We start from the raw sequence: 25,590 nt of genomic DNA, 5'->3' as shown, positions 1-25,590 counted from the left end.
CCCCCGCGTCAGCGGCGGCGGCCCTTCTTGTCGTCCTTCACGTGGCCGCGGAAGGTGCGGGTGGGCGCGAACTCGCCCAGCTTGTGGCCGACCATGGTCTCGGACACGAACACGGGGATGTGCTTGCGTCCGTCGTGCACGGCGATGGTGTGACCCAGCATGGCCGGGATGATCATCGAACGGCGCGACCAGGTCTTGATGACGTTCTTGGTGCCGGCTTCGTTCTGGACGACGACCTTGCGAAGCAGGTGCTCGTCGACGAAGGGGCCCTTCTTAAGGCTGCGAGGCATCTTCCTCTACTCCTACTTCCGCTTCTTGCCGGCGTTGCGACGACGGACGATGTACTTGTCGCTTTCCTTGTTCGCGTGACGGGTGCGGCCCTCGGCCTGACCCCACGGCGAAACCGGGTGACGACCACCGGAGGTCTTACCCTCACCACCACCGTGCGGGTGGTCGACCGGGTTCATGGCGACACCGCGGACGGTCGGGCGGATGCCCTTCCAGCGGTTGCGGCCGGCCTTGCCCCAGTTGATGTTCGACTGCTCGGCGTTGCCCACCTCGCCGACGGTCGCGCGGCAGCGCGCATCGACGTTGCGGATCTCGCCCGAGGGCAGACGCAGCTGGGCGTAGGGGCCGTCCTTCGCCACGAGGCGAACCGACGCACCGGCCGAGCGGGCCAGCTTCGCGCCGCCGCCGGGGCGGAGCTCGATCGCGTGGATCACGGTACCGGTGGGGATGTTCTTCAGCGGCAGGTTGTTGCCCGGCTTGATGTCGGCCGAGGGACCCGACTCGACGATGTCGCCCTGCGACAGCTTGTTCGGCGCGATGATGTAGCGCTTCTCGCCGTCGAAGTAGTGCAGGAGCGCGATGCGCGCGGTGCGGTTGGGGTCGTACTCGATGTGAGCGACCTTGGCGTTGATGCCGTCCTTGTCGTTACGACGGAAGTCGATGACGCGGTACTGACGCTTGTGGCCACCACCGATGTGACGCGTGGTGATGCGGCCCTGGTTGTTGCGGCCACCGGTCTTGCTGAGCGGGCGGAGGAGCGACTTCTCGGGCGTCGATCGGGTGATCTCGGCGAAGTCGGCCACCGACGAGCCGCGGCGACCCGGGGTCGTGGGCTTGTACTTGCGAATAGCCATATCTCTAGTCCTCTATCCCGACCGTCAGCCGACTGCCGTGAAGATGTCGATGGTGCCCGACTTCAGGGTCACGATGGCGCGCTTGGTGTCCTTGCGCTTGCCCGTGCCGAAGCGGGTGCGACGGGCCTTGCCCGTGCGGTTGAGCGTGTTGACCGCTGCGACCTTGACGCCGAAGATCTTCTCGATGGCGAGCTTGATCTCGGTCTTCGAGGCGCGGGGGTCGACGAGGAAGGTGTACTTGCCCTCGTCGATGAGCCCGTAGCTCTTCTCCGAAACGACCGGCTTCAGGATGATGTCGCGCGGGTCCTTGTTGACGGCGGTCATGCCGAGGCCTCCTCGGTGACGGCGCTCTTCGACGCGACGAACGCGTCGTAAGCGGCCTTGGTGAAGACGATGTCGTCCGAGACGAGCACGTCGTAGGCGTTGAGCTGGTCAGCCGGCAGCACGTGGGCGAACGCGATGTTGCGGACGCTGAGGACGCTGATGTCGTCCGAGCGGTCCACGACAACGAGCACGTTCTTGGTGGCGCCGAGACCGGTCAGGACCGCAGCAGCGGCCTTGGTCGAGGGAGCACCCTCGATGCCGAACGACTCCACGACGTGGAGGCGCTCACCGCGAGCGCGGTCGCTGAGCGCGCCGAGCAGGGCGGCCGCGATCATCTTCTTGGGGGTGCGCTGCGCGTAGTCACGCGGCTTCGGACCGTGGACGATGCCACCACCGGTCATGTGCGGCGCGCGGATCGAGCCCTGGCGGGCGTTACCCGTGCCCTTCTGCTTGAAGGGCTTGCGGCCGGCGCCCGAGACCTCACCGCGACGCTTGGTCGAGTGGGTGCCCTGGCGAGCCGCCGCGAGCTGCGCGACGACGACCTGGTGGATGAGCGGGATGTTCGTCTTGACGTCGAAGAGATCGGCGGGCAGCTGGACGGAACCAGCCTTCTTGCCGTCTGCCTTCACGACGTCGAGCGCGAGAGTCGAGTCAGCCATGAGATCAGGCACCCTTCACTGCGTTGCGGACGTAGACGATGCGGCCGCGAGCACCGGGGACGGCGCCCTTGACGAGCAGCAGACCCTTCTCGGCGTCGATGGCGTGCACCTTGAGGTTGAGGACGGTCACACGCTCGCCACCCATACGGCCGGCCATGCGCATGCCCTTGAAGACGCGGCTCGGGGTCGACGAGGCGCCGATCGAGCCGGGCTTGCGGTGGTTGCGGTGCGCACCGTGCGAAGCGGAGACGCCCTTGAAGTTGTGACGCTTCATGACACCCGCGGTGCCCTTGCCCTTGCTGGTGCCGACGACGTCGACCAGCTGGCCGGCCTCGAACGTGCCGTCCACCGTGAGCTCCTGACCGAGTGAGTAGTCAGCGGCGTCCGCGGTGCGGATCTCGGTGAGGTGACGGCGCGGGGTGACACCCGCGGCCTCGAAGTGGGCCGTGAGGGGCTGGTTCACCTTGCGGGGGTCGATCTGCCCGTACCCGATCTGCACGGCCTTGTAGCCGTCCTTCTCGGGGGTGCGAACCTGGGTGACCACGTTCGGGGCGATCTCGATGACGGTGACGGGAACGAGCTTGCCGTTCTCATCCCAGACCTGGGTCATGCCGAGCTTCGTGCCCAGCAGGCCCTTGGAAACCTTGTTGTTGATGTCAGCCATGTCGAACCTCAGAGCTTGATCTCGATGTTGACATCGGCCGGGAGGTCGAGACGCATGAGCGAGTCGACAGCCTTGGGCGTCGGATCGATGATGTCGATCAGACGCTTGTGGGTGCGCATCTCGAAGTGCTCGCGGCTGTCCTTGTACTTGTGGGGAGAACGGATCACTGCGATCACGTTCTTCTCCGTCGGAAGGGGCACGGGGCCCACGACCGTCGCGCCCGCACGGGTCACGGTGTCGACGATCTTGCGCGCCGACGAGTCGATGACCTCGTGGTCGTACGACTTCAGGCGAATGCGGATCTTCTGTCCCGCCATTGTCTGCTCACTCTCTTTCTCGCGTCATACCCCTGTGGCATTGGACGCACGTGGCGCAAAGCGCCATGGCACTTCTGCACCGCTTACGCAGTGCGTGCTGCACCGCTGTTCTGCTGTCAATCCGGGTGCCGCGCCGAAGCGCCGCGTCCCGGCACCAGTCCTCCCCCGCGCGCGAAGCAGAGCTCCGCCCGAGGTGGAATCGTGATGTGGTGGTTCTGCTGCCCGCGGCCTAGGACCCTGCGCGTTGCGCTGCCTATGCACTGCCCTGGCAGTGATCCGACGCACGCCAAGAGGGGCGTCGGAATGTGGAACCTCACTAGTCTACGTGCAGCCCGGGCGTGTCGCAAACTCGGGCGTGTCGCGACGCGGGTATGCTCGGGCGTTTCTCAGGAGCCGAACGCGAAAGCGGCCCGGGTCTCCCCCGGGCCGCTTCTCGATGATCCCGTTACTGGTTGCCGACTGCTCCGTCGACATTCCCGCGGATGTCGTCCACCGTGTCGTGGTGCTCCTCCGGCACGACCTTCTTGGCGAGACCTGAGGCGCCGTCGAGCACCTTGTCGCTGATGTCCTCGGCCTGTTCGGACTTCAGGAACTCGCCGATCTTGTCCTTGTTCTGGTCGTACAGGTCCTTGCCCTGGTTGACGAGGTCGTCGAAACCGCCCATGCTCACTCCTTCGATCGCCCCCCGGCGAGGCGTCACGACCCATATTGTCGGGACGGATGCTGCGACGGTACCCCTGCGGATCGGCCGGCGCCCGAACGCACTCTCAGACGCCCGCGAACGCGGAGAAGCCCCCGGGATCACTCCCGGGGGCTTCTCACTGCGCAGTGCGAAGAACTTACTTGATGATCTTCGTGACCGTGCCGGCGCCGACGGTGCGGCCACCCTCACGGATGGCGTAGCCGAGGCCCTCCTCCATGGCGATCGGCTGGATCAGCTCGACCGTCATGTCGGTGGTGTCGCCGGGCATGACCATCTCGGTGCCCTCGGGCAGCGTGATGACGCCGGTGACGTCGGTGGTGCGGAAGTAGAACTGCGGACGGTAGTTCGTGAAGAACGGGTTGTGACGGCCGCCCTCCTCCTTGGACAGGATGTACGCCGTGCCCTCGAAGTTGGTGTGCGGGGTGACCGAACCGGGCTTCACGACGACCTGGCCGCGCTCGACGTCGTCACGCTTGGTGCCGCGCAGGAGCAGACCACAGTTCTCGCCGGCCCAGGCCTCGTCGAGCTGCTTGTGGAACATCTCGATACCGGTGACGATCGTCTTCTGCGTCGGACGCAGACCCACGATCTCGACCTCGGAGTTGATCGCCAGCGTGCCACGCTCGGCGCGACCCGTGACGACCGTGCCACGGCCGGTGATGGTGAAGACGTCCTCGATGGGCATGAGGAACGGCTTGTCCTTGTCACGCACCGGGTCGGGGATCGACGCGTCGACCGCCTCCATGAGCTCGAGGATCTTCGCGGTCCACTCGGCGTCGCCCTCGAGAGCCTTGAGGCCCGAGACGCGGACGACGGGAGCGTTGTCACCGTCGAAGTCCTGCGACGAGAGGAGCTCGCGGACCTCGAGCTCGACGAGCTCCAGGATCTCCTCGTCGTCGACCATGTCCGACTTGTTCAGCGCGACGAGCAGGTAGGGGACGCCGACCTGCTTGGCGAGCAGCACGTGCTCGCGCGTCTGAGCCATCGGGCCGTCGGTGGCGGCGACCACGAGGATCGCGCCGTCCATCTGAGCGGCACCGGTGATCATGTTCTTGATGTAGTCGGCGTGACCCGGGGCGTCGACGTGCGCGTAGTGACGCTTCGGGGTCTCGTACTCGACGTGCGAGATGTTGATCGTGATGCCGCGCTGACGCTCCTCGGGAGCCGAGTCGATCGACGCGAAGTCGCGCTGCACGTTGGTGGCCGACGGGTACGTGTCGGCGAGCACCTTCGAGATGGCGGCGGTGAGCGTGGTCTTGCCGTGGTCGACGTGACCGATCGTTCCGATGTTCACGTGCGGCTTGGTGCGCTCGAACTTGGCCTTAGCCACTGGGTCCTCCTCAGGACGTTCGTGTAGAGGTTCCGGGCGCTGGTGTGCGCCGGTCGTCTACGGGGATATCTCCACCTTAGTAGAGACGGTTCTGGTGATTCTGTGTGAAGTTGTGCCGTCGGGATGCCGCGTCACCGAGGCATCCCGACGGAAAAGGGTTACTCGCCCTTGACCTTCTGGACGATCTCGTCGGCCACGTTGCGAGGAACCTCGGCGTAGCTGTCGAATTCCATCGAGTACACGGCACGGCCCGAGGTCTTCGAGCGCAGGTCGCCGATGTAGCCGAACATCTCGGACAGCGGGACCAGCGCGCGGACGACCTTGACGCCCTGGGCGTCCTCCATCGACTGGATCTGGCCACGACGCGAGTTCAGGTCGCCGATGACGTCGCCCATGTACTCCTCGGGAGTACGCACCTCGACCGCCATGAGCGGCTCGAGGATGACGGGGTTCGCCTTGCGGACGGCCTCCTTGAAGCCCATGGAGCCGGCGATCTTGAACGCCATCTCGGACGAGTCGACGTCGTGCGACGCACCGTCCATGAGGATGGCCTTCACGCCCACCATGGGGTAGCCGGCGAGCACGCCGACGTTCATGGCGTCCTGGAAGCCCTGGTTGGTCGGCTCGATGTACTCGCGCGGGATGCGGCCACCGGTGACCTTGTTCTCGAACTCGTACGTCTTGTCGGCCGTGACCTCGAGCGGCTCGAGCGCGAACTGGATCTTCGCGAACTGACCCGAACCACCGGTCTGCTTCTTGTGGGTGTAGTCGTGACGCTCGACGGTCTTCTTGATCGTCTCGCGGTACGCCACCTGGGGCTTTCCGACGTTGGCCTCGACCTTGAACTCGCGCTTCATGCGGTCAACGAGGATGTCGAGGTGCAGCTCGCCCATGCCCTTGATGACCGTCTGGCCGGTCTCGGCGTTCTGCTCGACGCGGAACGTCGGGTCCTCTTCGGCGAGCTTCTGGATCGCGAGACCCAGCTTCTCCTGGTCGGCCTTGGTCTTGGGCTCGATGGCGACCTCGATGACCGGCTCCGGGAACGTCATCGACTCGAGGACGACCTGGTTGGCGCTGTCGGCAAGGGTGTCACCGGTGGTGGTGTCCTTGAGGCCGATGACCGCGTAGATGTGACCGGCGGTGACCGAGTCGACCGGCATCTCCTTGTTGGCGTGCATCTGGAAGATCTTCCCGATGCGCTCCTTCTTGCCCTTGGTCGCGTTGACGACCTGGGCGCCCGAGTCGAGGTGACCCGAGTAGACGCGGATGTAGGTCAGGCGACCGAAGAAGGGGTGCGTGACGATCTTGAACGCGAGCGCCGCGAACGGCTCGTCGCGGTCGGCGTGACGCTCGATGATGACCTCTTCGTCCTTCGGGTCCTTCGCCTCGATGGCGGGGACGTCGAGGGGGGACGGGAGGTAGTCCACGACGGCGTCGAGCATCGGCTGCACGCCGCGGTTCTTGAACGCCGAGCCGCAGAGCACGGGGTAGAGCTCCGAGGCGATGGTGAGCTTGCGGATCGCGGCCTTGATCTCGGCGACCGTGAGCTCCTCGCCGCCGAAGTGCTTCTCGAGAAGCTCCTCGTCGGACTCGGCGACCGTCTCGAGGAGGATCTCGCGGTACTCCGCGGCCTTGTCGGCGAGGTCGGCCGGGATCTCCTGGATCTCGTACTTGGCGCCCATGGTCACGTCGCCCTTGGCGTCGCCGGGCCACACCAGTGCGCGCATCTCGACGAGGTCGATGACGCCCACGAAGTCGCTCTCCGAGCCGATGGGCAGCTGGAGCACGAGCGGCTTGGCCTTCAGACGGTTGACGATGGTGTCGACCGTGAAGTAGAAGTCGGCGCCCAGCTTGTCCATCTTGTTGACGAAGCAGATGCGGGGCACGTCGTACTTGTCGGCCTGACGCCACACGGTCTCGGACTGGGGCTCGACGCCCTCCTTGCCGTCGAAGACGGCGACAGCGCCGTCGAGGACGCGGAGCGACCGCTCGACCTCGACCGTGAAGTCGACGTGGCCGGGAGTGTCGATGATGTTGATCTGGTTCTTGTTCCAGAAGCACGTGACGGCGGCCGACGTGATCGTGATGCCGCGCTCCTGCTCCTGCTCCATCCAGTCGGTGGTGGCAGCGCCGTCGTGCGTCTCGCCGATCTTGTGGTTGACGCCCGTGTAGAACAGGATGCGCTCGGTCGTCGTCGTCTTGCCGGCATCGATGTGCGCCATGATGCCGATGTTGCGGACCTTGTTGAGGTCGGTGAGCACTTCTTGTGCCACGGGGTGTCCTTAGCTGTTGAAGGTGGTTCTGGGCGGGTGGCCCTTCGACGGGCTCAGCGACCGGGCCGCCGGTCGCTGAGCCCGTCGAAGCGGCTTACCAGCGGTAGTGCGCGAAGGCGCGGTTCGACTCGGCCATCTTGTGGGTGTCTTCGCGGCGCTTGACCGCGGCACCGAGGCCGTTCGAGGCGTCCAGGATCTCGTTCTGGAGGCGCTCGGTCATCGTCTTCTCACGACGACCCTTCGCGTAGCTCACGAGCCAGCGGAGGGCGAGCGTGTTGGCGCGGTGAGGCTTGACCTCGACCGGCACCTGGTAGGTCGAGCCGCCGACGCGGCGCGACTTGACCTCGAGGGTCGGGCGCACGTTGTCGAGCGCCTTCTTGAGCGTGGCGACGGCGTCCTGGCCGTTCTTCGCCTCGACGCCCTTGAGGGCGTTGTACACGATCGACTCGGCGAGCGACTTCTTGCCGTCGACGAGGATCTTGTTCACGAGCTGGCTGACGATCGGTGCGCCGTAGACCGGGTCGTTGACGACGGGGCGCTTCGGGGCGGGTCCCTTACGAGGCATCTTTCTCAGCCCTTCTTCGCGCCGTAGCGGCTGCGAGCCTGCTTACGGTTCTTGACTGCCTGGGTGTCGAGCGCACCGCGGACGATCTTGTAGCGGACACCGGGGAGGTCCTTCACACGACCGCCGCGGACCAGCACGAGCGAGTGCTCCTGCAGGTTGTGGCCCTCGCCGGGGATGTACGCGGTGACCTCGGTGCCGTTGCGGAGCTTGACACGGGCGACCTTGCGCATCGCCGAGTTCGGCTTCTTCGGGGTGGTCGTGTACACGCGGGTGCAGACACCCGCCTGCTGCGGGTTCGCCTTGAGCGCCGGCGCCTTGGTCTTCGAGACCTTGGGCGAGCGACCCTTGCGAACCAACTGCTGAATGGTTGGCACGTTCTCTCCTTGTTGTGCTGCACGGTGACAGCGTCGTGGTCTCCCCCGCGGCATCCGGATCTTGCGATTCGTGACGCTGCGGGCTCACGCTGACCCATCGACGCGCCAGAATGACTGTCGCGCCTTTGTTGGTGGGTATGCCGTGGGGGTGGCCTGTTCGCAGGCCGTTCCCTGAGATGCGGCGCTCGCACCGATTCCCGCACCGAGGCACGGTCGACGGCGCGCGTGAGCGCACACCCGATCCATGATACGTGGGTTTCGGGGGTCGGGCAAACGCGGAAGCACGTCGCAGCCCCAACCGGACGACGACACGCCGCGATACGGCCCAGATCGCCCTCGGGCGTCCGCGTCAGCCGGTCGTCAGCAGGACGACGAGCGCGAGCGCGACGACGATGACGAGGACGGATGCCGCAGCCGCGACCGCGATCATCCGCCGCCGTCGGCGACGCCCGCGGATCGCCTCGACGGCAGCCGTGTCGACGTGCTCCTGCGGGGTGCGGCGAGCCGGCTCGGCACGCACCGCGGTCGCCGGAGGGACGGCGCGGGCGCGGTAGGCGTCCGCCGCCGGTGCGGGCGCAGCGGCGACCCGGCCGCGCACCGCCGCTGTCTCGCCGGCGGGCTCCGGGTCCAGCCGCGACCCGGATGCAGCGCGCCGTACGCCCACGGAGGCATCCGCGGGTTCGGGTGTCGGCGGTTGGCCGGTCCGTCGCGGGCCGGCCGGCGCCGACTCGGTCGCGGCCTGCGTGGGAACCTCGGAGTCGGAGGCGACAGCAGATCTCGCCGAGACGACGGTGTCGTCGACCGCGTCGGCTCCGACCGAGAAGCGCTGCGACGGGTGGGTCCGCTCGTCCACCGCGTCATGGTCGTCCGGCGCGGGCGCCGCGGCCTTGCGTCGGGAGAACGCGGTGCGCTCGTCGTCGGGATCGATCACCCGTCGCTCCGGCGCAGCCGGACCTCGGCGTCGCCCAGCAGGAACCGGTCGCCGGCCTCGACCTCCTCACCCGGAGGGGCCTCGACCTCGGTGCCCATCACCGTCGCGAACAGCACGCCGTTGGTGGAGTGGAGGTCCGTCACGTACCACTTGTCGTCGCGCAGCTGAAGGCGCGCGTGCGTCTTCGACACCGTGCCGTCCTGGATCGAGACGAGCTGCGCGCTCGGGTGATCCGGGTCGGCGGCGGGCCGGCGGCCGAGGATGACGACCTCCGACGAGAGCGCGACGGGCTCGCCGGCCGGCGGCACGAGCGCCCAGTCGGTCCGCTTGCGGCGGGCGATGATCGTCTCTTCGAGGATGTCCTGCTCGTCCGGGATCTCGGGCTTGCCGTGGAACGCCGACACCGACGACCGCGCCGATCGCGGGGAGCCGGCGTCGGGCGCGCCGTAGATCGCCGACACCGGACCGGAGGTCTCGGGGAAGGCGTCGGCCTCGCTCATCGGAGAGCGTGCGGGAGCCCATGGCTCACGCTGGTCGCCCGTCGAGGGAGCCGCGGGCACGCGCGTGACCGGCGGCCGGGTGATGCCCTCCTCCCCGGTCGTCGCGGCGTCGGGCGCCGTGAACGGCTCCGCGGCGGTGCGGGCGGGCCCGGCAGGCGCGAGCGGCGCCGCGGCAGACGGGAGGGATGCGAGCGGCGTGGCGGGCACGGCGGAGATCGGCGCCGGAGCACCGGGCACCGCCCCGGTGACCTCGGCGCTCAGGTCGATCCCGTCGAGCGCGAAGCCCTGCCACGGGTCCGCGTCGCCGGAGCCGTTGCCGCCCGCCTCGGCGGGCGCCGCGGAGACGGGGCGCCCCGGGAGCGCCGGGGGCGTCCAGCCCGCGGCGGGCGGCGCGACGTCAGCCGCGGCGGCGGACTCCTGAGGCGCCACCGGCGCGGCGGCGGCCGCAGGCGCAGGCGCGGCTGCAGGCGCAGGCGCAGGCGCAGGCGCAGGCGCGGCTGCAGGCGCAGGCGCAGGCGCAGGCGCAGGCGCAGGCGCAGGCGCAGGCGCAGGCGCAGGCGATGCTGCCGCAGGAGCAGGAGCAGGAGCCGCAGGTGCGGGCGGAGCGTAGGCGGGCGGCGGCGCGAAGCCTGCGCCGGCACTCGTCGGCGCAGGCGGGACGGCCGTCGGCGCCGGCGGATACGCAGCCTCCTCGGTCCGTGCACCGGCAGTCGGGAACGGCGGCAGCGGGGGAAGCGTCGCCGTCTCGCCCGAAGTGCGCCGCACGCCGGCGCCGAAGGGGGCACGGGTGGCAGCATCCGTCTCCCGGCCGACCCAGCGCGCACTCCCCCAGCCGACGATCGACGCCCAGACCGGGAGCAGCAGGAAGCCGAGGACGGTCATGCCGGCGCCGAAGCCGAAGGCGACGTTGACGCGGAACAGCGCGATCGCCCAGACCGCCAGGAACGCGATGCCCACGAACGGGATGAACGCGAGCACGACGAGCCCCGGTGAGAGGCCCGCGAGCTGCAGGAGCACGATGGTGTTGAGGACCGGCACCCACGCCTTCCAGGCCTCGACGCCCGACTTGCGGAACACGGCAGACAGTGCGAGCGCGGTCCAGACGTAGAGACCCGCGAACAGCAGCAGGCTGATCAGGGTGCCGACGACGGCTGCAGTGGCATCTGTGGCGTTCATGGCGTGGGACGCACGGGCTCGGCCCGTCGTCTCCCCCTCTCGGCGAATCGCGTGCGGCCGCCCGGTTCGGGCGCCATCGGACGGAACAACGATCTCAACGATACGGTCGCGAGCGCTCCGCGCCAGAACCCGTGTTCACGGCGCAGGGCGCGTCGCTCCGCATCGACGGCCTCCCAGTACCGCCGCGCGGCGTCGGCGGGCTGCTCCGTGTGCGAGAACACGGCACGGTCGGCGTCCCGCGCGAGCGCGGCGCCCGCGGGCGTCGCGAAGGCGGCGGCGAGCTCGCTGCGCGTGGCGGCCCGGGATGCCGCGCGGCCGCTGTCCAGAGCCGCGTCGACGTACTCGTCCCAGCCGCCCGCGATGCGGGCCGCCGGTGTGCCGGTGCGACGGCGCGACCGGCGGCGTGCGGCCTTGGTGCCGATCACGATGAGGAAGGGGCCGAGCGCGAGCACGAGCACGAGGAGCGCGATGCCCCCGATCCGCAGCATCGGCCAGAGCCACGCCAGGTCGGCGCCGGTGTCCTCGTCGGCCGGGCGGTCCGCCGCCGAGTCCTCCTGCGTGGGGTCCGGCGGCACGACCTCCTCGACGGAGTCGGGGCGCACCTCGGTGACGTTCTCGGGGTCGCGCTGCTCGGTCGTGTCGAGGCTCGGGGACTGCGCATGCTGCGGCGTCACGTCGACCGCGACCCAGTCGCCCGCGGCCGACTGCACCTCGGTCCACGCGGTGAGGTCCTGCGCGTGGCAGGCGCCCTCGTCGCACGTCGCGAGGCCGGGGTCGGCGGCCGAGAGCCGCGCTCCCAGCACGACCCTCGACGGGAATCCGAGCTCGCGGGCCATGAGGGCCACCGCGACGGCGAACTGCTCGTCATCGCCGATCGCAGCGACGTAGTTGCCGGACGCCACGGCCCTGGGGTCCGTCTCCCGTTCGAGCAGGCGCGCGAACATGGTGTCGACGCGGGCGAGCGAGTGGCCCGAGGCGCTGGGCTGGAACGCGTAGTCGGGCAGCGCCGCCGCCCAGGCCGGCACCTGTTCACCCTCGTCGAGGCCGTGGCTGAGGTAGCCGCGCTCGCGCAGCAGTGCGACCAGGGCGGCGAGGGCCGAGCCGGCCGACCCCACCGCGTGCTCGTCCATCCACGTCCGGAGGCTGTCGGGCGCGGCGACGCCGCCCGGGCTTCCCGGCGCGTCGAGCTCGGCGAGTTCCGGAGCCGGGGGCTCGACGCCGCGCACGACGAATGCGTCGCCGGACTCGAATCCTCCCCCGGCGGTCTGAACCCCGGCCGAGGCCGAGGAGTTGTAGTAGAACCGGTCCGCCAGCGAAGCGGAGCGGTCGCCGTCGAATGCCACCGCCTCGAGTCGGCCGGCGGTCGGCATCCAGATGCCGTCCCACGCGTCGATCTCGATCCGGGCCGCGACCTCTGTGCCCTCGCCGGCGTCGAGGGCCGACGGCACCCGGACGAACCGGCCGGCGTCGACGGCGCCCTCGCCGCCCGATCGGAAGATCTCGCCATCGTAGGCGTCGAGGGTCGCCAGGCGCACGCGTTCGGGGAGCGCACCGACGACGCCGTCGGTCACCACCGGCTCGACCGTGAACAGCACGTCGTCGGCGCGGGCGTCGGCGAACAGCGCGCGGTACTGCGAGAGCGGACTCACCTCTGCCGAGAGGTCGATGTCGGGACCGACGGCCGAGCGCAGCACCTCGCGCTCCGCGCCGCGCGCGACGAACGGAACGACCGCCACCGCGAGCACGAGCGCCACCGCGACCATGCCCGCACCGAGCGCCGTGCGACGACGATCGGCCGCGGAGGGGCGGCGCGAGATGCGGACGCCGCTGGATGCCGCGGCCCGCTGCAGCGCGCGGACCCGCTCGTCATGGGTGCGCCAGGCCAGCCACAGCAGGCACGCGACGAGGGCGGTGACCCCGACCGCGGTCTCGACGGGCGCGTACAGGAACACCGGACCGACGTCGAGCGGGGAGCTCACGGTCGTGCGGCCGAAGAACAGCCCGAACGTCACCATGCCGAGCGCCACCGGAACCGCGGCGTAGGCCGCGCGATCCTCCCGCCAGGCGAGCAGCAGCACCGTACATGTGCCGACGAGGAACACGACCAGCGCGGGCACGAGCAGGTTGCGGTACGAGCCCACCGGGAGCTCGACGGTGACGAGGTCCTTCCAGGCGAGCACCAGTCCGCTCGCCAGCTCCCCCAGCCCGCGCACGACGTCTTCGGGCGTGCCGAGGCGCGAGGGCACAGCGAGCGGCACCCCGAGGATCAGCAGCGCGAGCGCCAGCGCGCCGGCCGCGGTCCAGCCGCTCCAGCGGCGCCACCACGCGACGGCGGCGATCCCGCCACCGGCCACAGTGCCGACCACCACGAGGAGCGCGAAGGTGCCCGAGCGGTAGATCGGCCACGCGGCGGCGGCCGCGACGACGGCGATCACCGCGGCGAACGCCGCTCCGACCCACACGCGAGCGCCCAACCGGGGCGTGCGCATGGTGATGGTGTCAGCAGCGCCGCGCGGCGCGGCATCCATCCGCTCCATCACCGGGATCGGCCCGCTCACGAGGTCGCCCCCCGCAGCAGCAGGCCCGAGAGGTCTTCGAGGGTGCCGACGGTGAGCACCGTCATGCCCGACAGCGGCTGCATGCGCGGGTGCGCGCGCTCGTCGCAGATGAGGCCGACGACCGCGGTGTCCGCCGGGAATGCGAGCGCCGCCTGCTGCAGTCTCGTGAGCGGCACGCGCGAGCCGACCACGACGAAGGCGATCGACAGCCGCTCGCCGGATTCCGCGGCCAGGCGGCACACCTCGCCGACCGGCATCGTGCTCTCGAGCAGATCGACGCCGCTGAAGCCGTCCAGCATGGGACGCGGCGCCGCAGCGGGGATGTGCCGGATCGCGCGCAGGCGCCCTCGCACCACCCGCGGAATCTCGGATCCGGTCACGATCTGCACGTCGCGTGCATCGTGGACGGCGCGCAGGCCCAACGACGCCGCGCACGACACGGCCAGCTCGAACTCGTCGGCGTCCGCGTACTCGGGCTCGGCGACCGCGAGGACCACCGCCATGCGCGAGCGCCGCGATTCCTCGTACTGGCGCACCATCAGCCGCCCGGTCTTGGCCGTCGACCGCCAGTGGATCTGGCGGCGCGAATCGCCGGGAGCGTACTCGCGGATGGCGTGGAACGACATGTCGGCGTCGACCAGGCGGCGCGTCGGCGCGCCCTCGAGATCGCGGATGAGCCCCGCGCTCGTGGACGGGAGCGAGACCGTGCGCGGGTGGACGTAGAGGTCGTGCACATCGTGGAAGGAGTGCTCGCGGCGCAGCATCCCGACCGGGTCGCTGCGCACCGTCGTCGCCGGACCGACCCTCACGATGCCGCGCGGGAGGCCGGGGATCTCGAGCGGCTGCGCGACGGCGTGGCCCGGTCGCAGCAGCGGCACGCCGAACTCGACGAGGCCGGCCCCGACCGGGATGTCGATGCGGCCCGGCAGCGCCGTGCGGTGCCCGTCGTTGCGCACGTCGATGCGCCCGGTGACGCCCTCGCCCGACACGATCCGCTCGTGCGTCAGCGACAGGTCGACGTCGTACGCGCGGGCGCCGAACAGGAACGGCACGGCGGCGACGATGAGGACGACGGATGCCGCGCCCGCGACCATGAACTCCACCCAGCCGAAGACGATCCCGAGCACGAGCCCCACGGTCGCGGCGACGGCCACGAGGGCTCCCGCCGGCCGGATCGTCTGCGCCGCCCATTCGGCGGCCGTCGTGATACCCGAGCCCGCCGCCCGCCACGCACCTGTCCACCACACGGCGGCGCGCACGAAGGCGCGTCCGCGGCGCGACGCACCGACGCTCGTGGCCGTGGCGGTCACGTGCGTACGGCCGGCCGTGCCGGTGGACTGGACGGTGCGCGTGATGCGCGGCTCCACCGTTGCGGTGACGCCGCCGCGGCGCTCGGGGCTGCTCATACCGCTTCGCGCCTCGAGGGCGGTGCCACGTCGAGCAGCACCTGGCCGACCACGGTCTCGGGCGTGACGCCGTCGAACTCGGCCTCGGGGTGCAGGATCAGCCGGTGCGACAGCACGGGCACCGCGAGCGTCTTGACGTCGTCAGGGGTCGCGTAGGTGCGGCCCTGCGACGCGGCGCGCGTCCGGGCGGCGCGCGTGAGGGCGAGGGCGCCACGGATGCTGACACCCAGGCGCACCTCGTCGGCCGTGCGCGTGCTGTCGACGAGGCGGGCGATGTAGTCGAGCACGAGCGCGTCGACGTAGACGGCGGCGGCGAGATCGGCCATGCCGACGAGCGCCTGAGGCGTGATGATCGGCGTCAGCTCGGCGGTCGCGACAGCGGCGCCGTCCAGGATGCGGACGGTCGCCGCGTGGTCGGGGTAGCCGAGCGACGTGCGCATCATGAAGCGGTCGAGCTGCGCCTCCGGGAGGCGGTACGTGCCGGCCTGCTCGACCGGATTCTGCGTCGCCAGCACGAGGAACGGCACGCCCGCTTCGCGCGAGACGCCGTCGATGGTGACCCGTCCTTCCTCCATGACCTCCAGGAGAGCCGACTGCGTCTTCGGGCTGGCGCGGTTGATCTCGTCGGCGAGCACGATGTTCGCGAAGATCGGGCCGGCGTGGAACTCGAACACGCCTTCCTTCTGGTCGTAGACGCTGAGCCCCGTGATGTCGCTCGGCAGCAGGTCGGGCGTGAACTGGATGCGCGTGTTGCTGCCCTGCACCGACTGCGCCATGGCCCGCGCCAGCGAGGTCTTGCCCGTTCCCGGCACGTCCTCGAGGAGCACGTGGCCGTCGCTGAGCATCGCAGTGAGCACGAGCTCGACGACATGGCGCTTGCCGAGGACGGCGCGCTCGACGTTGTCGGCGATCTGCCCGAACGTCTGCGCGAACCAGTCGGCCTGCTCCTGCGTGATCGTCATGTGGTGTCGTCCTTCGTGTGGGGAGATCGTGGGGCGAGCGGATGCTGCCGCTCAGGGCGTGGGCGGCGGTTCCGGGGTGCCGTTGCCGGGCTGGCAGATCGCCGAGAACTCGGTGCTCGCGGGGGCCAGCCCCCAGCCCTGGGCGTCCCAGTTCACGGACACCGAGATGCCCTCCACGCGCTCGGCGCCGACCGGCACGTCCCACGTGCCCGCGTTGTGCGTGAGCAGGCGGTTCTGGTTGTCGTAGTAGCGCAGGCCGGCGTTGCCGAAGGTGAACGCGGCCGAGGAGCCGTTCGGGGCGTTCGACGACTGGCCGCGGTACGCGAGCGGGCTGCCACCCACGCACGAGGTGACCGTCCAGTTCGCCTGCACCTGGTACGGGGCGCTGCCGGCGCGCGGCGTCACCGTCGACCAGGCGGTGGCCGTGCCCCAGAAGTCGTGCACATAGCGCACCTGGATGCCCGGGTCCTGGCCGAACACCGAGCTGGTCGGACCCCAGCCCTGGAACTCGGCGTGGTTGCGGTTCGGCAGCCGCTCGGTCGTGGTCGGGTTCTGGCGGATCACCCAGTCGGCGCGCTGGGACTGCACGTCGGGGACGCCGTCGACGACGAACGTCCACCCCTGCGGGGACTTGCCGGACTGGTGGGCGCGCACGCTCGAGGTCGCCTCCGCGCGGCCGAACGTCGCGCCGTCCCACCAGGACTCGACGCACGTGCGGAACGTGTACTCCTCGCCGTCCGCAAGGCCCGGGAAGGTGGCCGTCGCTCCGTCCTCGGTCACCGTGCAGCGCTGGCCGTCCTGCACGATGCCGTAGCGCAGTGCCGAGCCGTCGCCGTTGCGCTGCGCGGAGGCGCGCGCGGTCACCGTCGCGGTGCCATCGCCGTTCGACACCGAGCTGAGCGTGAGCTGCGGCGACAGCGGGCTCCCGATGCCGTTGGTCTGCACCGTCGCGGCCGCGCCCGACGCGCTGCCGCCGAGCCCGGGCGGCAGGTCGAAGCGCGAGTACGGGGTGATCGTGACGATCGTGCCGGTGTTGCTGCCCACGCGGAACCAGGGCACGTCGACGCGGGTCTGGTCGCGGCCGACCGGAACGCGGACGGTCTCGCCGGCGGGACTCGCGATCTCGAGGCTGCCGGTCTCGCCGGCTTCGATCCCGTCGATCACGAGCGACACGATGCCACCTGCGCCGTCGCCGGTGACGACGGGAGCGGCGATCACGCTCGTCGGCGCGAGCGGCGCGTCGTACGCCCAGGCCACCGTGCGCACGCCGGCCCTCGACTCGCCCACGGAATTGACGGCCCAGGCGTCGTAGGTGCGCTGCTCGCCGTTCGGCGCAGCGATCAGCGGGCACACGCCGTCCGCGGTGCACCGCGCGACCTCCTGCCCGCCGGAGCGGACGACGAAGCCGGTGAGCGCCGGGTAAGCCAGGCGCGCCTCGCCCGGATCGATCCTCAGCGTCACCGTGCCGTCGGCATATGCCGTCTGGGTGATACTCGCCGGCGACTTCGGGAATCCGAGCAGGTCGAGCAGCACGCGGCCGTCACGCTCCGCGTTCGTGATGCGGCCCTGGGCGTCGCGCACCGAGAAGGTCGCGGTGCACGTCGCACCCGGGGCATCCGTCGTCCACGTCGCCGTGATCGACGTCGCCGACGCCACCTGGAAGCCCACCCCGGCGCACGCGCCCGTCGGGCGCACGTCGACGACCTCGAGCGGCGTGCGCGGCAGCGGGTTGACCTCGCCGCCCGCGCCGATCACGGGGATCGTGCACGAGGACCCTCCGGCCTGCGAGCACTGCTGCACGACCGAGCCGCCCTGCGGGAGCGTCGACGGCGCGGCGCCGACGCGGAGGATGAGCCGCGCGGGAGTCACCGAGGTGTGACTCGTGACGGAGACGAGCACGGCCTCCTCGGCGCCAGGGACGGCGCGGTCCGCGCCGGTCACGGTCACGATGGAGCCCTCCTGCGTGACCTCGAACGCGGTACCGCTGTGCTCGGTCGCGTAGACGATGCCGTCCCAGTCCGGGCGCAGCTGCCACGTGGTCATGTTCCGCAGGTCGAAGGTCGCGGTCTCGCCGGGCCCGACCGTGATGGACCCCGGCCGGAGCTCGGGCTGAGGGTCGCGCGGGTGTACCACGATCGGCACCGACAGGTAGGTCCAGTCCTCCTGGCCGGCCAGGCGCACCGGCACCTGGCAGGCGTCGACCCAGGGCGCGCCCGAGCCCGCGTGGTAGCGCACCACTGTGCCCGAATCGACCGTGCAGGAGCCCTCGGGACGTGCGCCCGATGCCCGCACGTCGTCGCCGAGCTCGACCACCGCGCCGCGGGGGCGCGCGACGAGGCCCGCCATGTCGAAGGTGGTGGATTCGAGCTCCGTGACCTCGGGGGATGCGGCGTTGGCGCGCAGGGTCAGCGCCAGGTCGTTCTCGCCGGGCACGCGGAGGAAGCCGTAGGACGTGACCTCGCCGGCGGTGCCCTCGCCGGTGACCGCGAACGGGATCAGCCGCGTGGTCTCTGGGAGCTCGCCCCGCAGCTTCGATCCCCGCACCGAGACGCCGTCGGGGTCGCCCCACAACGACAGCTCGAGGTCTTCGACGTCGCCGCCCGACCAGGCGACCTTGCCACCCAGCACGTCGACGCCGCGAGGGAAGTCCTCGCGGGTCTCGACCGTGAGGTTGGTGTCGGCGACGACCGGGAAGTCGGGCACGCTCTCGCGCACGACCCGCACCACGATGAGGCCTCGTCCGGTGTTGCCCGAGGAGGACTCGACATCGTAGAGGAACGACATCGTCGCGGGCTCGTCGCCCGCCGCGATCCGGACCGTGGTGTCGTCGGCGCCCACGATCTGCTCGTTCAGCCGTGCGAACTCGGGGTTGTCACTGCCGTCGACGAGCGTCGCCGGCACGTCGGGGCGGATGTCGGTGACACGCAGCTCGCCCATGGTCGGGTCGACGTCGTTGGACAGCGGGCTGACGCGGATCGTGTTGCCCGCACCGGCCTGCACCTGCACGTAGTCCGTGAACGTGACCGGGCTCGGGTTGGCCTGGCTGTCGAGCACTCCGATGCGCACGGTCCCATCGGCGGTCGCGCCGAACGCGTCGACGACGCGGTAGCGGAACGACACCTGGCCGCTGTCGCCGGGCACGCTCGTGTACATGATCGATCCGCCGTCGGCGGTGATGGTGGCCGCGCCCCGCGCGGGCTGCTCGACGATGCGGTCGAGCGTCACGACATCGCCGTCGGGATCGGTGCCGAAGTCGTCGAACTCGATGAGGGCCGACTGGCCGGTGAGCACGCGGCCCTCGAGCGTATCGGCCGTGGGGGCGCGGTTCGCCTCGGCGTCGATCACCGTCACGCGCACCGTCGCGGTGTCGGCGAGCGCCGGAGCACCGGTCGTGAACACGGAGTACTCGATCGCGTACTGCCCCGGCTCGTCCGGAGCGAGATAGCGGAGCAGGTCGCCCGACGCGAACGCGAGCGCTCCCTCCGACGACGAGCGAACCGATGCCGGGTTCAGGGTCGGCCTGCCGCCCGCCGGCGAGATGTCGTTGTCGAGCACCGGGATGTCGATCTGGGCGCCGGCGCGCACCACCACGGCATCGTCGACGGCGATCGGCGCGAGCTCCGGTGCGGGCGGGAGCAGATACACCGTCGCCTCGCCCTCGACGCTGGCCCCCGCGTCCTCGGTGCCGTCGCTCACGACGTACGAGACGGTGCCGAGTCGTCCGGCGGCGCCGTCCGCGGTCGTCCCCGACACCCGGAGGTGGTTCTGGCCGACGGCGTCGACCGACAGCGTGGCGCCGTCGTCCGCTCTCGCGACGACGTCGCTCAGCAGCAGCACGCGGCGCGTCGGGTTCGAGACGGCGTCGAAGATCTCGAGTGTCGCGTCCTGCTGGGGGTGCACGAACGCGACCACCGGCGACGTGGCCAGCCGGGCAGGTGCATCGGCGGGCAGCAGCGTGATGCGGGCCGTGCCCGTCGCCTCGCTCACGCCGTCGGTCACCGTGAAGTCGACGCGGAACGTCCCCGGGCTCTTCGCCGCGAAGTCGAACGAGGTCGAGCCGCTGACGGCGGTCGCGGTGGCCGCCGCATCGTCGAGCACCCGCACCGATTCCAGCGAGAGCGTGCCGGCGGTGCCCGTGACATGGTCGGCGACGTCGATGGTGATGCCGGAGGCGACGGTGTCTGTCACGGCGAAGGACTGCGCCGTGAGCTGAGGCTGCGGCGACACCGTGATCATGAGCGGCTTCATCGTCGTCCCGCCCCGGGTGTCGGCGACCGTCACTTCGAGCTCGACGAGCTGCTCCCCGCCGTCGCCGGCGTCGTCGTGCTGGTAGACGACGTCGCCGCCGGGCGTCGCCGCGACGCTGCCGACACCGCTCCTGTTCTGGACCGACAGCAGCAGCAGGGGGTCGCCCTCCGGGTCGACCCAGCCCGGCAGCACCGGCACGGTCACCGTGCCGCCCCGGGCGACCTCCGGCTCAGGCCATTCGACGAGGCATCGCTGGACGCCGCACCACTCCGGTGCCGAGTCGGCGGCGGCATCCGCGACCGTCACCGTGACCGTCGTCGGCTCGGACGCCAGGCCGTTCTCGGTGGTGCCGTCGGTGACCGCGTACGAGAAGGTCGCCGATCCGGTCGTGCCCGGCTGCACCCGGAGGGCGAGGCGCTGGTCGTCGTCGGTCACCGACACCGTGCCGAACGCGGGGTCGAGCCCGGTGACCGACGCCGGGTCGATCGTGAGCACATCCTCGTTCGGGTCGTGGTCGTTCATGAGCACGGGCAGCGAGGCGAGTGAGCCCGCACGCACGCCGAACGCGTCGGGCTCGGCGATCGGCGGCTTGGGATCCAGCACCACCTGCAGCTGCTCTTCGCTGGGAACGGCGTCGGGGTCGGTGCGGTCGTCGAGGCTCCAGTCCTGGCTCGACGGGATCAGCGCACCGTCGGGCACCGACCAGGCCCACCCGGAGCGGGTGTCGTTGAGGATGACCGCGGAGTCGCTCGCGACGAACACGGGGCGCTGCTGGTCGCCCATCGACTCGTCGCCGTAGTCGAGGGGCGCGGTGGCGCCGCTCGAGCGCCACAGCAGACCGCCCGCATCACCCTGGCCCAGCCACGCGGCGTAGGTCTCACCGTCGTGCACGACCGGCTGCGCGGGTGTGCCGAGCACCGTCCCCGCACCGTCTCCCACCGGGGTCTCGATGGCCGACCCGTCGGCCGGCACCCGCACGAGCCCGGTCTCGTCGGCGAGGTAGACGGCGGTGCCCTGCGCGTCCGGTGCGCCGACGACCACCGCGCCCGTGGTCGGCGCCTGGGCCGCGGCATCCTGCCCCCGAAGCCACACGTCGCCGTCCTCGGTGTCGACCACCGCCCAAGTGTCGCCCGCCGCCGTGATCGCCGGTGTCTCGAGGCCGTCGGGGTCGAATGCGTCGCGACCGCGCACCTGACCCTCGCTGATGTCGAAGCGCAGCACCGAACCGTCCGCCCCCGAGTACGCGAACAGCATGCCGCGGTCGTCGACGGCGATCGCCTCGGCGGTGTACTGCGGGGCGTCGTCGTCCGCGCCGAACGGGTCGAGCTGCGACGACGTGCCGCTCGACAGGCGTCCCGCGTACACGGCGCCCGAGTCGGTGAGGTAGGCGACCCAGTCTCCGGCGGTCACGACCTCGGTCGTACCCGACGGGGTCTTCTGCGAGGACTGCAGCGCCTGCTCGTCGAGATCCGCGGGCATCGCGGCGTCGATGCGGGTGAGCGTCGAGTAGCTGTCGCTGAAGAGGTACGCGGCATCCCCCGTCTGCACCACCTGGTCGGGATTGCTGATGCTGCGCACGGTGTCGAGCTCGCCGACCGACGTGTTCACGCGTGCGTAGCGGCGGCCGTCGCCGGTCTGCAGCGCCCAGACCGCGGTGTCGACGTCGGGGGTCTCCTGCGCGTCCAGCCCCGGCCACACGATGCTGATGCCGATGACGGTGGCCACCACGGCACCGGCGGCGACGAGGCCCGCGATGGCGCCGCGTCGCATCAGAGCACCCCCGCGGCCATCAGCGCCACGACGACCGCGCCCGCGCCCGCGACGACCCCCGCTCCGATGCCGATGGCCCAGGGCAGCGCGGCGTGCCCCCGACGGCGGGCGGGCGCCGAGATCTCGGTGTCCTCATCGCGGGCGAGCTGCGCGACGCCGGTGCCGGCGCGCGTCTTGCGGGTGAGGTCGCGCTCCACGTGCGAGCGCGCGGGTCCTCGCAGCGCCGAATCCCCGAAATCGACGGGGGCGGATGCCGGGGACCATTCCGCGTCGGGGATCTCGAGCGGTGTCGGCGAGAGGCCGAGCCCCGACTGCACTTCGCGCAGCGCCTCCCCGAACGCCCGGGCCGAGTCGTACCGACGCCCGGGATCGCGGCTCATCGCGGCCGCCAGAACGGCCTGCAGCGACGCCGGGACGTCGGCCCGCGGGATCTCGACGTAAGTGGCCCGCGCGATGCGCTTGCGCAGCAGCTCCTTGGTGTTCTGCCCGCGCTCGCGGCGCTCGAACGGGCTGTGGCCCGCGAGGAGCGAGTAGACGGTGGCGCCCAGGCTCCACACCTCGCTCGTCACGGTGCCGCTCGTCTGCTCGGCGACGACCTCGGGAGCGCTCCACGGGATCGACATGGCCAGCACCTCACCGCCGCTCTTGCGCTGCAGCGAGGCCGAGATGCCGAAGTCGGCGAGCACCGGCGTGCCGAATGTGGTGATGAGGATGTTGCTCGGCTTGACGTCCCGGTGGATGAGGCCCGCGCGGTGCGCGGACTCGAGCGCGCTGGCCATGCGCACGCCGATGGTGAGCACCTCCTCGACCGGGAGGCGCTCGACCCGGTACCGCTGCGCGAGCGAGCCCGGGCAGTACTCCATGACGATGTACGGGCGGCCGTCCGCCGAGATGCTCGCCTGGTAGACCGTCACGATCGAGGGGTGGGCCGACAGATGCGCGAGCACGTCGGCCTCGGCGTTGAACATGCGCCGCAGCTCCGGGTCGCGCACGTCGCTGGGCATGACCTTCACCGCGACGTTGCGGCGTGGCATGTCCTGCTCGTAGAGGAAGACGTCGGCGAAACCACCGGAGCCGAGCGGACGGATGTAGGCGAGCCCGGGAAGGATCGGAGGCGCCGAAGGGAGCCGTGCAGCCACCAGCACACCTCCCCCGCAGTCCGCTACCGTCACACTCATGTCGCCAGGGCGACGACAAACCCGGTCATGCTAACAAAACCCACCTCCCGGGAACCCGCATGGCGAGCAGGGATGTGGAGAGTGGGAGCGCGTGCGGCGGGCCGGCACCGGACCGTGCCGCAGTGACGGGCCGGCGTCAGTCTAGCCGCGGAGGGTCGCCGGGGTCGTGGGGGTCGAACGGTGCGTCGAGCGACTTGGTGAGATCGGCGAGCATCGCCTCGATCTGGGGCTCTACGTACTCGGTCACCGCGGCCTGGATGCGCAGGCGATGGTGCAGCAGGATCGTGCACACTTCGCGGCCGACCATGTTCGCGTAGTCGTCGGCGAGCCCCACCTCCTGGCGCAGCGCCGCCTTGGCCTCCTCGCTCAGGGGAGGAAGCGCCGGCACGTGCGCATCGGCCTCCTCGGCGAGCCCCGCGATCGTGAACAGGAACGGGGCGCCGGGCACCGGATCGGGGTCCATCGGAAGACCCTCGAACTCGGGATCGAGCCCTTCGCCCGGGCGGTAGGTGCGCGCGCGGTTGCGAGCAGCCTGCTGGTCGAGCTCGGCCTGCAGCATCGGAAGGTTCAGCGCCGTGTACTCGGCGACCGAGCGGTCGACGATCGTCTTGATGCGAGTCGACAGACCGTGCTGCACACCGTGCGGCACGTCGGCGCCGAGGCCTGCGGCCGAGAGCACGGGCGACCCGAAGCAGCGGCGGCAGGGTGCGGTCCGGCCATGGTGGGTCGCGGGCTCCCAGCGGGGCACCCACGCGAGCCAGGCGTCCACCGCCTGGCTGACCTGGGTCTCGAGCGACCGCTCCACGCGTTCCACGCTAGTGCCCGGTCTCCGCACCCGCGCGGATTTCCGCGGTTCCCGGCACCGTGGGCTGCCGGATCACTCGTCGAACTCGTCCTCCCACGGCCATCTCGGTCGGCGGGCGCGGGTGCGCACGAGCGCGATGCCCGCCCACGACGACACGAACGCCGCCGCGGCGACGACGACCCCGAACCACGTGGTCGCGAGGCGGCCGACGACGGCCGTCGCGACGCCGAGATCGGCGCCGGTGAACACGGCGCCGAACCACACTCCCCCGAGGTAGGCGAGGAAGGTCGCGGCGGTCGTCCACAAGGCGCCCCAGTACGAGGGATGCCGCGCTCCGGCGCGGGCGATCGACCCGGCCCCCGCCGAAGCCGGTGCGGCGTCGCGCGCCGGGGCGGCAGCATCCGTTCGGCTTCCGGCGCGCGCGATCGCGGCCCACAGCCCGCCGGCGAACGCGAGCGTCGCGCACACGACGCCGGCGATCCCGGGAGCCTGCCCGAGCCCGGGGCTCGCGATGACGTCCTCCCCCATCGCCAGACTCGTCATGCCGAGCCCGAAGATCAGGAGCGCGATGAAGCCCATCGTCGCGAAGGCCAGGGCGACGGGCGGTCGCACGGGTCCCTGCGACGGCCCATCCGAACCGTCAGCGGCCATGCCGCCAGCCTACGTCGGCCGGCGGGGATGCGAACGGGGCCTACGCGCGGACGAGCTGCGGACCTGCCTCGAGCGTGCGCTCGTACTCTCGCTGAGCCTCGACGTTGAGCTCGGTGACGCGCTTCGCACGCGCAGCGGCCCACGCGCCGAACCAGATCGTGAGCTCGCGGCCGATGATGAACGCGGCGATCGCGAGCGGCGTCAGCAGCTCGGCCTCGACGAGCTTGGCCCCCTCGCTGGCGGTGAGGTTCCAGAACGGCGCCTGGAACAGCGCGCCGAGGATGTGACCACCGTACGCGGCGACACCCACGAGGATGCCGAAGATCACCCAGGCGCCCCAGCGGCCGCGGTTGATGATGGCGCCGAGCAGCCAGAAGCCGATGAAGAACACGACCACGGGCACCCAGAGCGACCAGGTCGCGAGGGCCTCGAGGGCGGTCGTGCCGACGTTCGCGCCGGTGACGTCGCCCTTGATCGCGCCGACGCCGAGCCACACCGCGAGGTAGAGCACGGCGAACGCGACGGCGGCGAGCAGGCCGATGGCGCCGGCGGCGGCGCGGTTGCCGCGCGGACGCGGCGCCTCGGGCGCCTGCACGAAGATGGGCTGCGGGGCGGCGGCTGCGGCGACGACTGCGGGCTCCGCGACGACGGGCTCGCTCGGGGTCACGGCCGGCGGGACCACCACGGTGGGCGAGTCATCGGCGGCCGGCGCGGGCGTCGCGGTGGGCGCGTAGTCCAGCGCGGCCGCCTCCGGCGAGTCCCAGGGGTCGGGCTCGGCGGCGGCAGGCGCCTCGGCGGCGGCAGCGGCCTCGGCGGTGGTCGCCGGGGCATCGGCAGACGCGTCCGTGTCGGTGGTGCCGGGCGCCTCGGTGACGTCGGAGGGGGTCTCTGCGGCCGGAGTCTCGCTGCCGACCGCATCGCGCTTGGCGGCCTCTGCGTCGGCGAGACCTTCGTTCGCACGGCCGACGACGTCGTCGACGCCGTTGGGCTCGTCGACGGGCTCGCCGTAGGACGACTTGGGGTCACTCATCGCAGGCACTCCTCACGCAGGGCT

General features: G+C 71.0%; 21 protein-coding genes. All 21 read right to left on the bottom strand.

Annotated elements, in window-relative coordinates; genetic code table 11:
* Positions 1 to 8: 8 nt before the first annotated feature.
* Positions 9 to 290: a 30S ribosomal protein S19 gene (gene rpsS / locus J2Y46_RS07345; protein ID WP_045275479.1), complete on the bottom strand. Its 282-nt coding sequence runs from the start codon at positions 288 to 290 to the stop codon at positions 9 to 11.
* 12 nt (positions 291 to 302) lie between these two features.
* Entirely contained in the window at positions 303 to 1,142 is an 840-nt protein-coding gene (gene rplB / locus J2Y46_RS07340) for a 50S ribosomal protein L2 (protein WP_045301487.1), read from the bottom strand.
* Between the two features lie 24 nt (positions 1,143 to 1,166).
* Entirely contained in the window at positions 1,167 to 1,466 is a 300-nt protein-coding gene (gene rplW / locus J2Y46_RS07335; protein ID WP_045301485.1) for a 50S ribosomal protein L23, read from the bottom strand.
* Positions 1,463 to 2,125 carry a 50S ribosomal protein L4 gene (gene rplD / locus J2Y46_RS07330; RefSeq protein ID WP_045301483.1) on the bottom strand — a complete coding sequence of 221 codons (663 nt, stop codon included), beginning with the start codon at positions 2,123 to 2,125 and terminating at the stop codon, positions 1,463 to 1,465. The genes rplW and rplD overlap by 4 nt, the downstream gene beginning before the upstream one ends.
* 4 nt (positions 2,126 to 2,129) lie before the next feature.
* A complete protein-coding gene (gene rplC / locus J2Y46_RS07325) occupies positions 2,130 to 2,789 on the bottom strand; it encodes a 50S ribosomal protein L3 (protein ID WP_045301481.1) in 660 nt (219 codons plus the stop codon).
* An 8-nt stretch (positions 2,790 to 2,797) separates the two neighbouring features.
* Entirely contained in the window at positions 2,798 to 3,106 is a 309-nt protein-coding gene (gene rpsJ / locus J2Y46_RS07320; protein WP_018171443.1) for a 30S ribosomal protein S10, read from the bottom strand.
* Positions 3,107 to 3,551: 445 nt separating this feature from the next.
* A complete protein-coding gene (locus J2Y46_RS07315) occupies positions 3,552 to 3,770 on the bottom strand; it encodes an Rv0909 family putative TA system antitoxin (RefSeq protein WP_045301478.1) in 219 nt (72 codons plus the stop codon).
* A 175-nt stretch (positions 3,771 to 3,945) separates the two neighbouring features.
* The gene (gene tuf, locus J2Y46_RS07310) at positions 3,946 to 5,139 is read right to left on the bottom strand and encodes an elongation factor Tu (RefSeq protein ID WP_045301476.1); all 1,194 of its coding nucleotides are present in this window, start codon (positions 5,137 to 5,139) and stop codon (positions 3,946 to 3,948) included.
* Between the two features lie 158 nt (positions 5,140 to 5,297).
* Complete coding sequence (fusA, locus tag J2Y46_RS07305; RefSeq protein WP_045301474.1) at positions 5,298 to 7,412, bottom strand: elongation factor G; 2,115 nt, start codon at positions 7,410 to 7,412, stop codon at positions 5,298 to 5,300.
* A 94-nt stretch (positions 7,413 to 7,506) separates the two neighbouring features.
* Positions 7,507 to 7,977, bottom strand: a complete 471-nt coding sequence (gene rpsG / locus J2Y46_RS07300) for a 30S ribosomal protein S7 (RefSeq protein ID WP_042538706.1) — start codon at positions 7,975 to 7,977, stop codon at positions 7,507 to 7,509.
* A 5-nt stretch (positions 7,978 to 7,982) separates the two neighbouring features.
* Positions 7,983 to 8,351, bottom strand: coding sequence for a 30S ribosomal protein S12 (gene rpsL, locus J2Y46_RS07295; protein ID WP_018171438.1), 369 nt, complete (start codon positions 8,349 to 8,351; stop codon positions 7,983 to 7,985).
* Between the two features lie 349 nt (positions 8,352 to 8,700).
* Complete coding sequence (locus J2Y46_RS07290; RefSeq protein ID WP_045301471.1) at positions 8,701 to 9,282, bottom strand: hypothetical protein; 582 nt, start codon at positions 9,280 to 9,282, stop codon at positions 8,701 to 8,703.
* Positions 9,279 to 10,958 (bottom strand): DUF5684 domain-containing protein, encoded by a 1,680-nt coding sequence (locus J2Y46_RS07285; protein WP_310241348.1) that lies wholly within the window; start codon positions 10,956 to 10,958, stop codon positions 9,279 to 9,281. Before J2Y46_RS07285 ends, J2Y46_RS07290 begins: the two co-directional genes overlap by 4 nt.
* Positions 10,955 to 13,516, bottom strand: coding sequence for a transglutaminase-like domain-containing protein (locus J2Y46_RS07280; protein WP_310241346.1), 2,562 nt, complete (start codon positions 13,514 to 13,516; stop codon positions 10,955 to 10,957). Before J2Y46_RS07280 ends, J2Y46_RS07285 begins: the two co-directional genes overlap by 4 nt.
* A complete protein-coding gene (locus J2Y46_RS07275) occupies positions 13,513 to 14,922 on the bottom strand; it encodes a DUF58 domain-containing protein (protein ID WP_310241344.1) in 1,410 nt (469 codons plus the stop codon). The genes J2Y46_RS07280 and J2Y46_RS07275 overlap by 4 nt, the downstream gene beginning before the upstream one ends.
* Entirely contained in the window at positions 14,919 to 15,884 is a 966-nt protein-coding gene (locus J2Y46_RS07270; RefSeq protein ID WP_045301465.1) for a MoxR family ATPase, read from the bottom strand. Before J2Y46_RS07270 ends, J2Y46_RS07275 begins: the two co-directional genes overlap by 4 nt.
* Positions 15,885 to 15,935: 51 nt before the next feature.
* Entirely contained in the window at positions 15,936 to 21,902 is a 5,967-nt protein-coding gene (locus J2Y46_RS07265) for an Ig-like domain-containing protein (RefSeq protein WP_310241342.1), read from the bottom strand.
* Entirely contained in the window at positions 21,902 to 23,041 is a 1,140-nt protein-coding gene (locus tag J2Y46_RS07260; RefSeq protein ID WP_310241340.1) for a serine/threonine-protein kinase, read from the bottom strand. The genes J2Y46_RS07265 and J2Y46_RS07260 overlap by 1 nt, the downstream gene beginning before the upstream one ends.
* 175 nt (positions 23,042 to 23,216) lie before the next feature.
* The gene (locus J2Y46_RS07255) at positions 23,217 to 23,885 is read right to left on the bottom strand and encodes a spermidine/putrescine ABC transporter substrate-binding protein (protein WP_310241337.1); all 669 of its coding nucleotides are present in this window, start codon (positions 23,883 to 23,885) and stop codon (positions 23,217 to 23,219) included.
* A 72-nt stretch (positions 23,886 to 23,957) separates the two neighbouring features.
* Positions 23,958 to 24,536, bottom strand: a complete 579-nt coding sequence (locus J2Y46_RS07250; protein ID WP_045301457.1) for a hypothetical protein — start codon at positions 24,534 to 24,536, stop codon at positions 23,958 to 23,960.
* Between the two features lie 40 nt (positions 24,537 to 24,576).
* Positions 24,577 to 25,566, bottom strand: a complete 990-nt coding sequence (locus J2Y46_RS07245; protein ID WP_310241335.1) for an ABC transporter — start codon at positions 25,564 to 25,566, stop codon at positions 24,577 to 24,579.
* Between the last annotated feature and the right edge of the window lie 24 nt (positions 25,567 to 25,590).

The sequence above is a fragment of the Microbacterium sp. BE35 genome, assembly GCF_031457705.1.
GTDB classification, from domain to species: Bacteria; Actinomycetota; Actinomycetes; order Actinomycetales; family Microbacteriaceae; genus Microbacterium; species Microbacterium trichothecenolyticum.
Note: the sequence above shows the minus strand (reverse complement) of the source record. Positions and strands in the feature narration are given on the sequence as shown.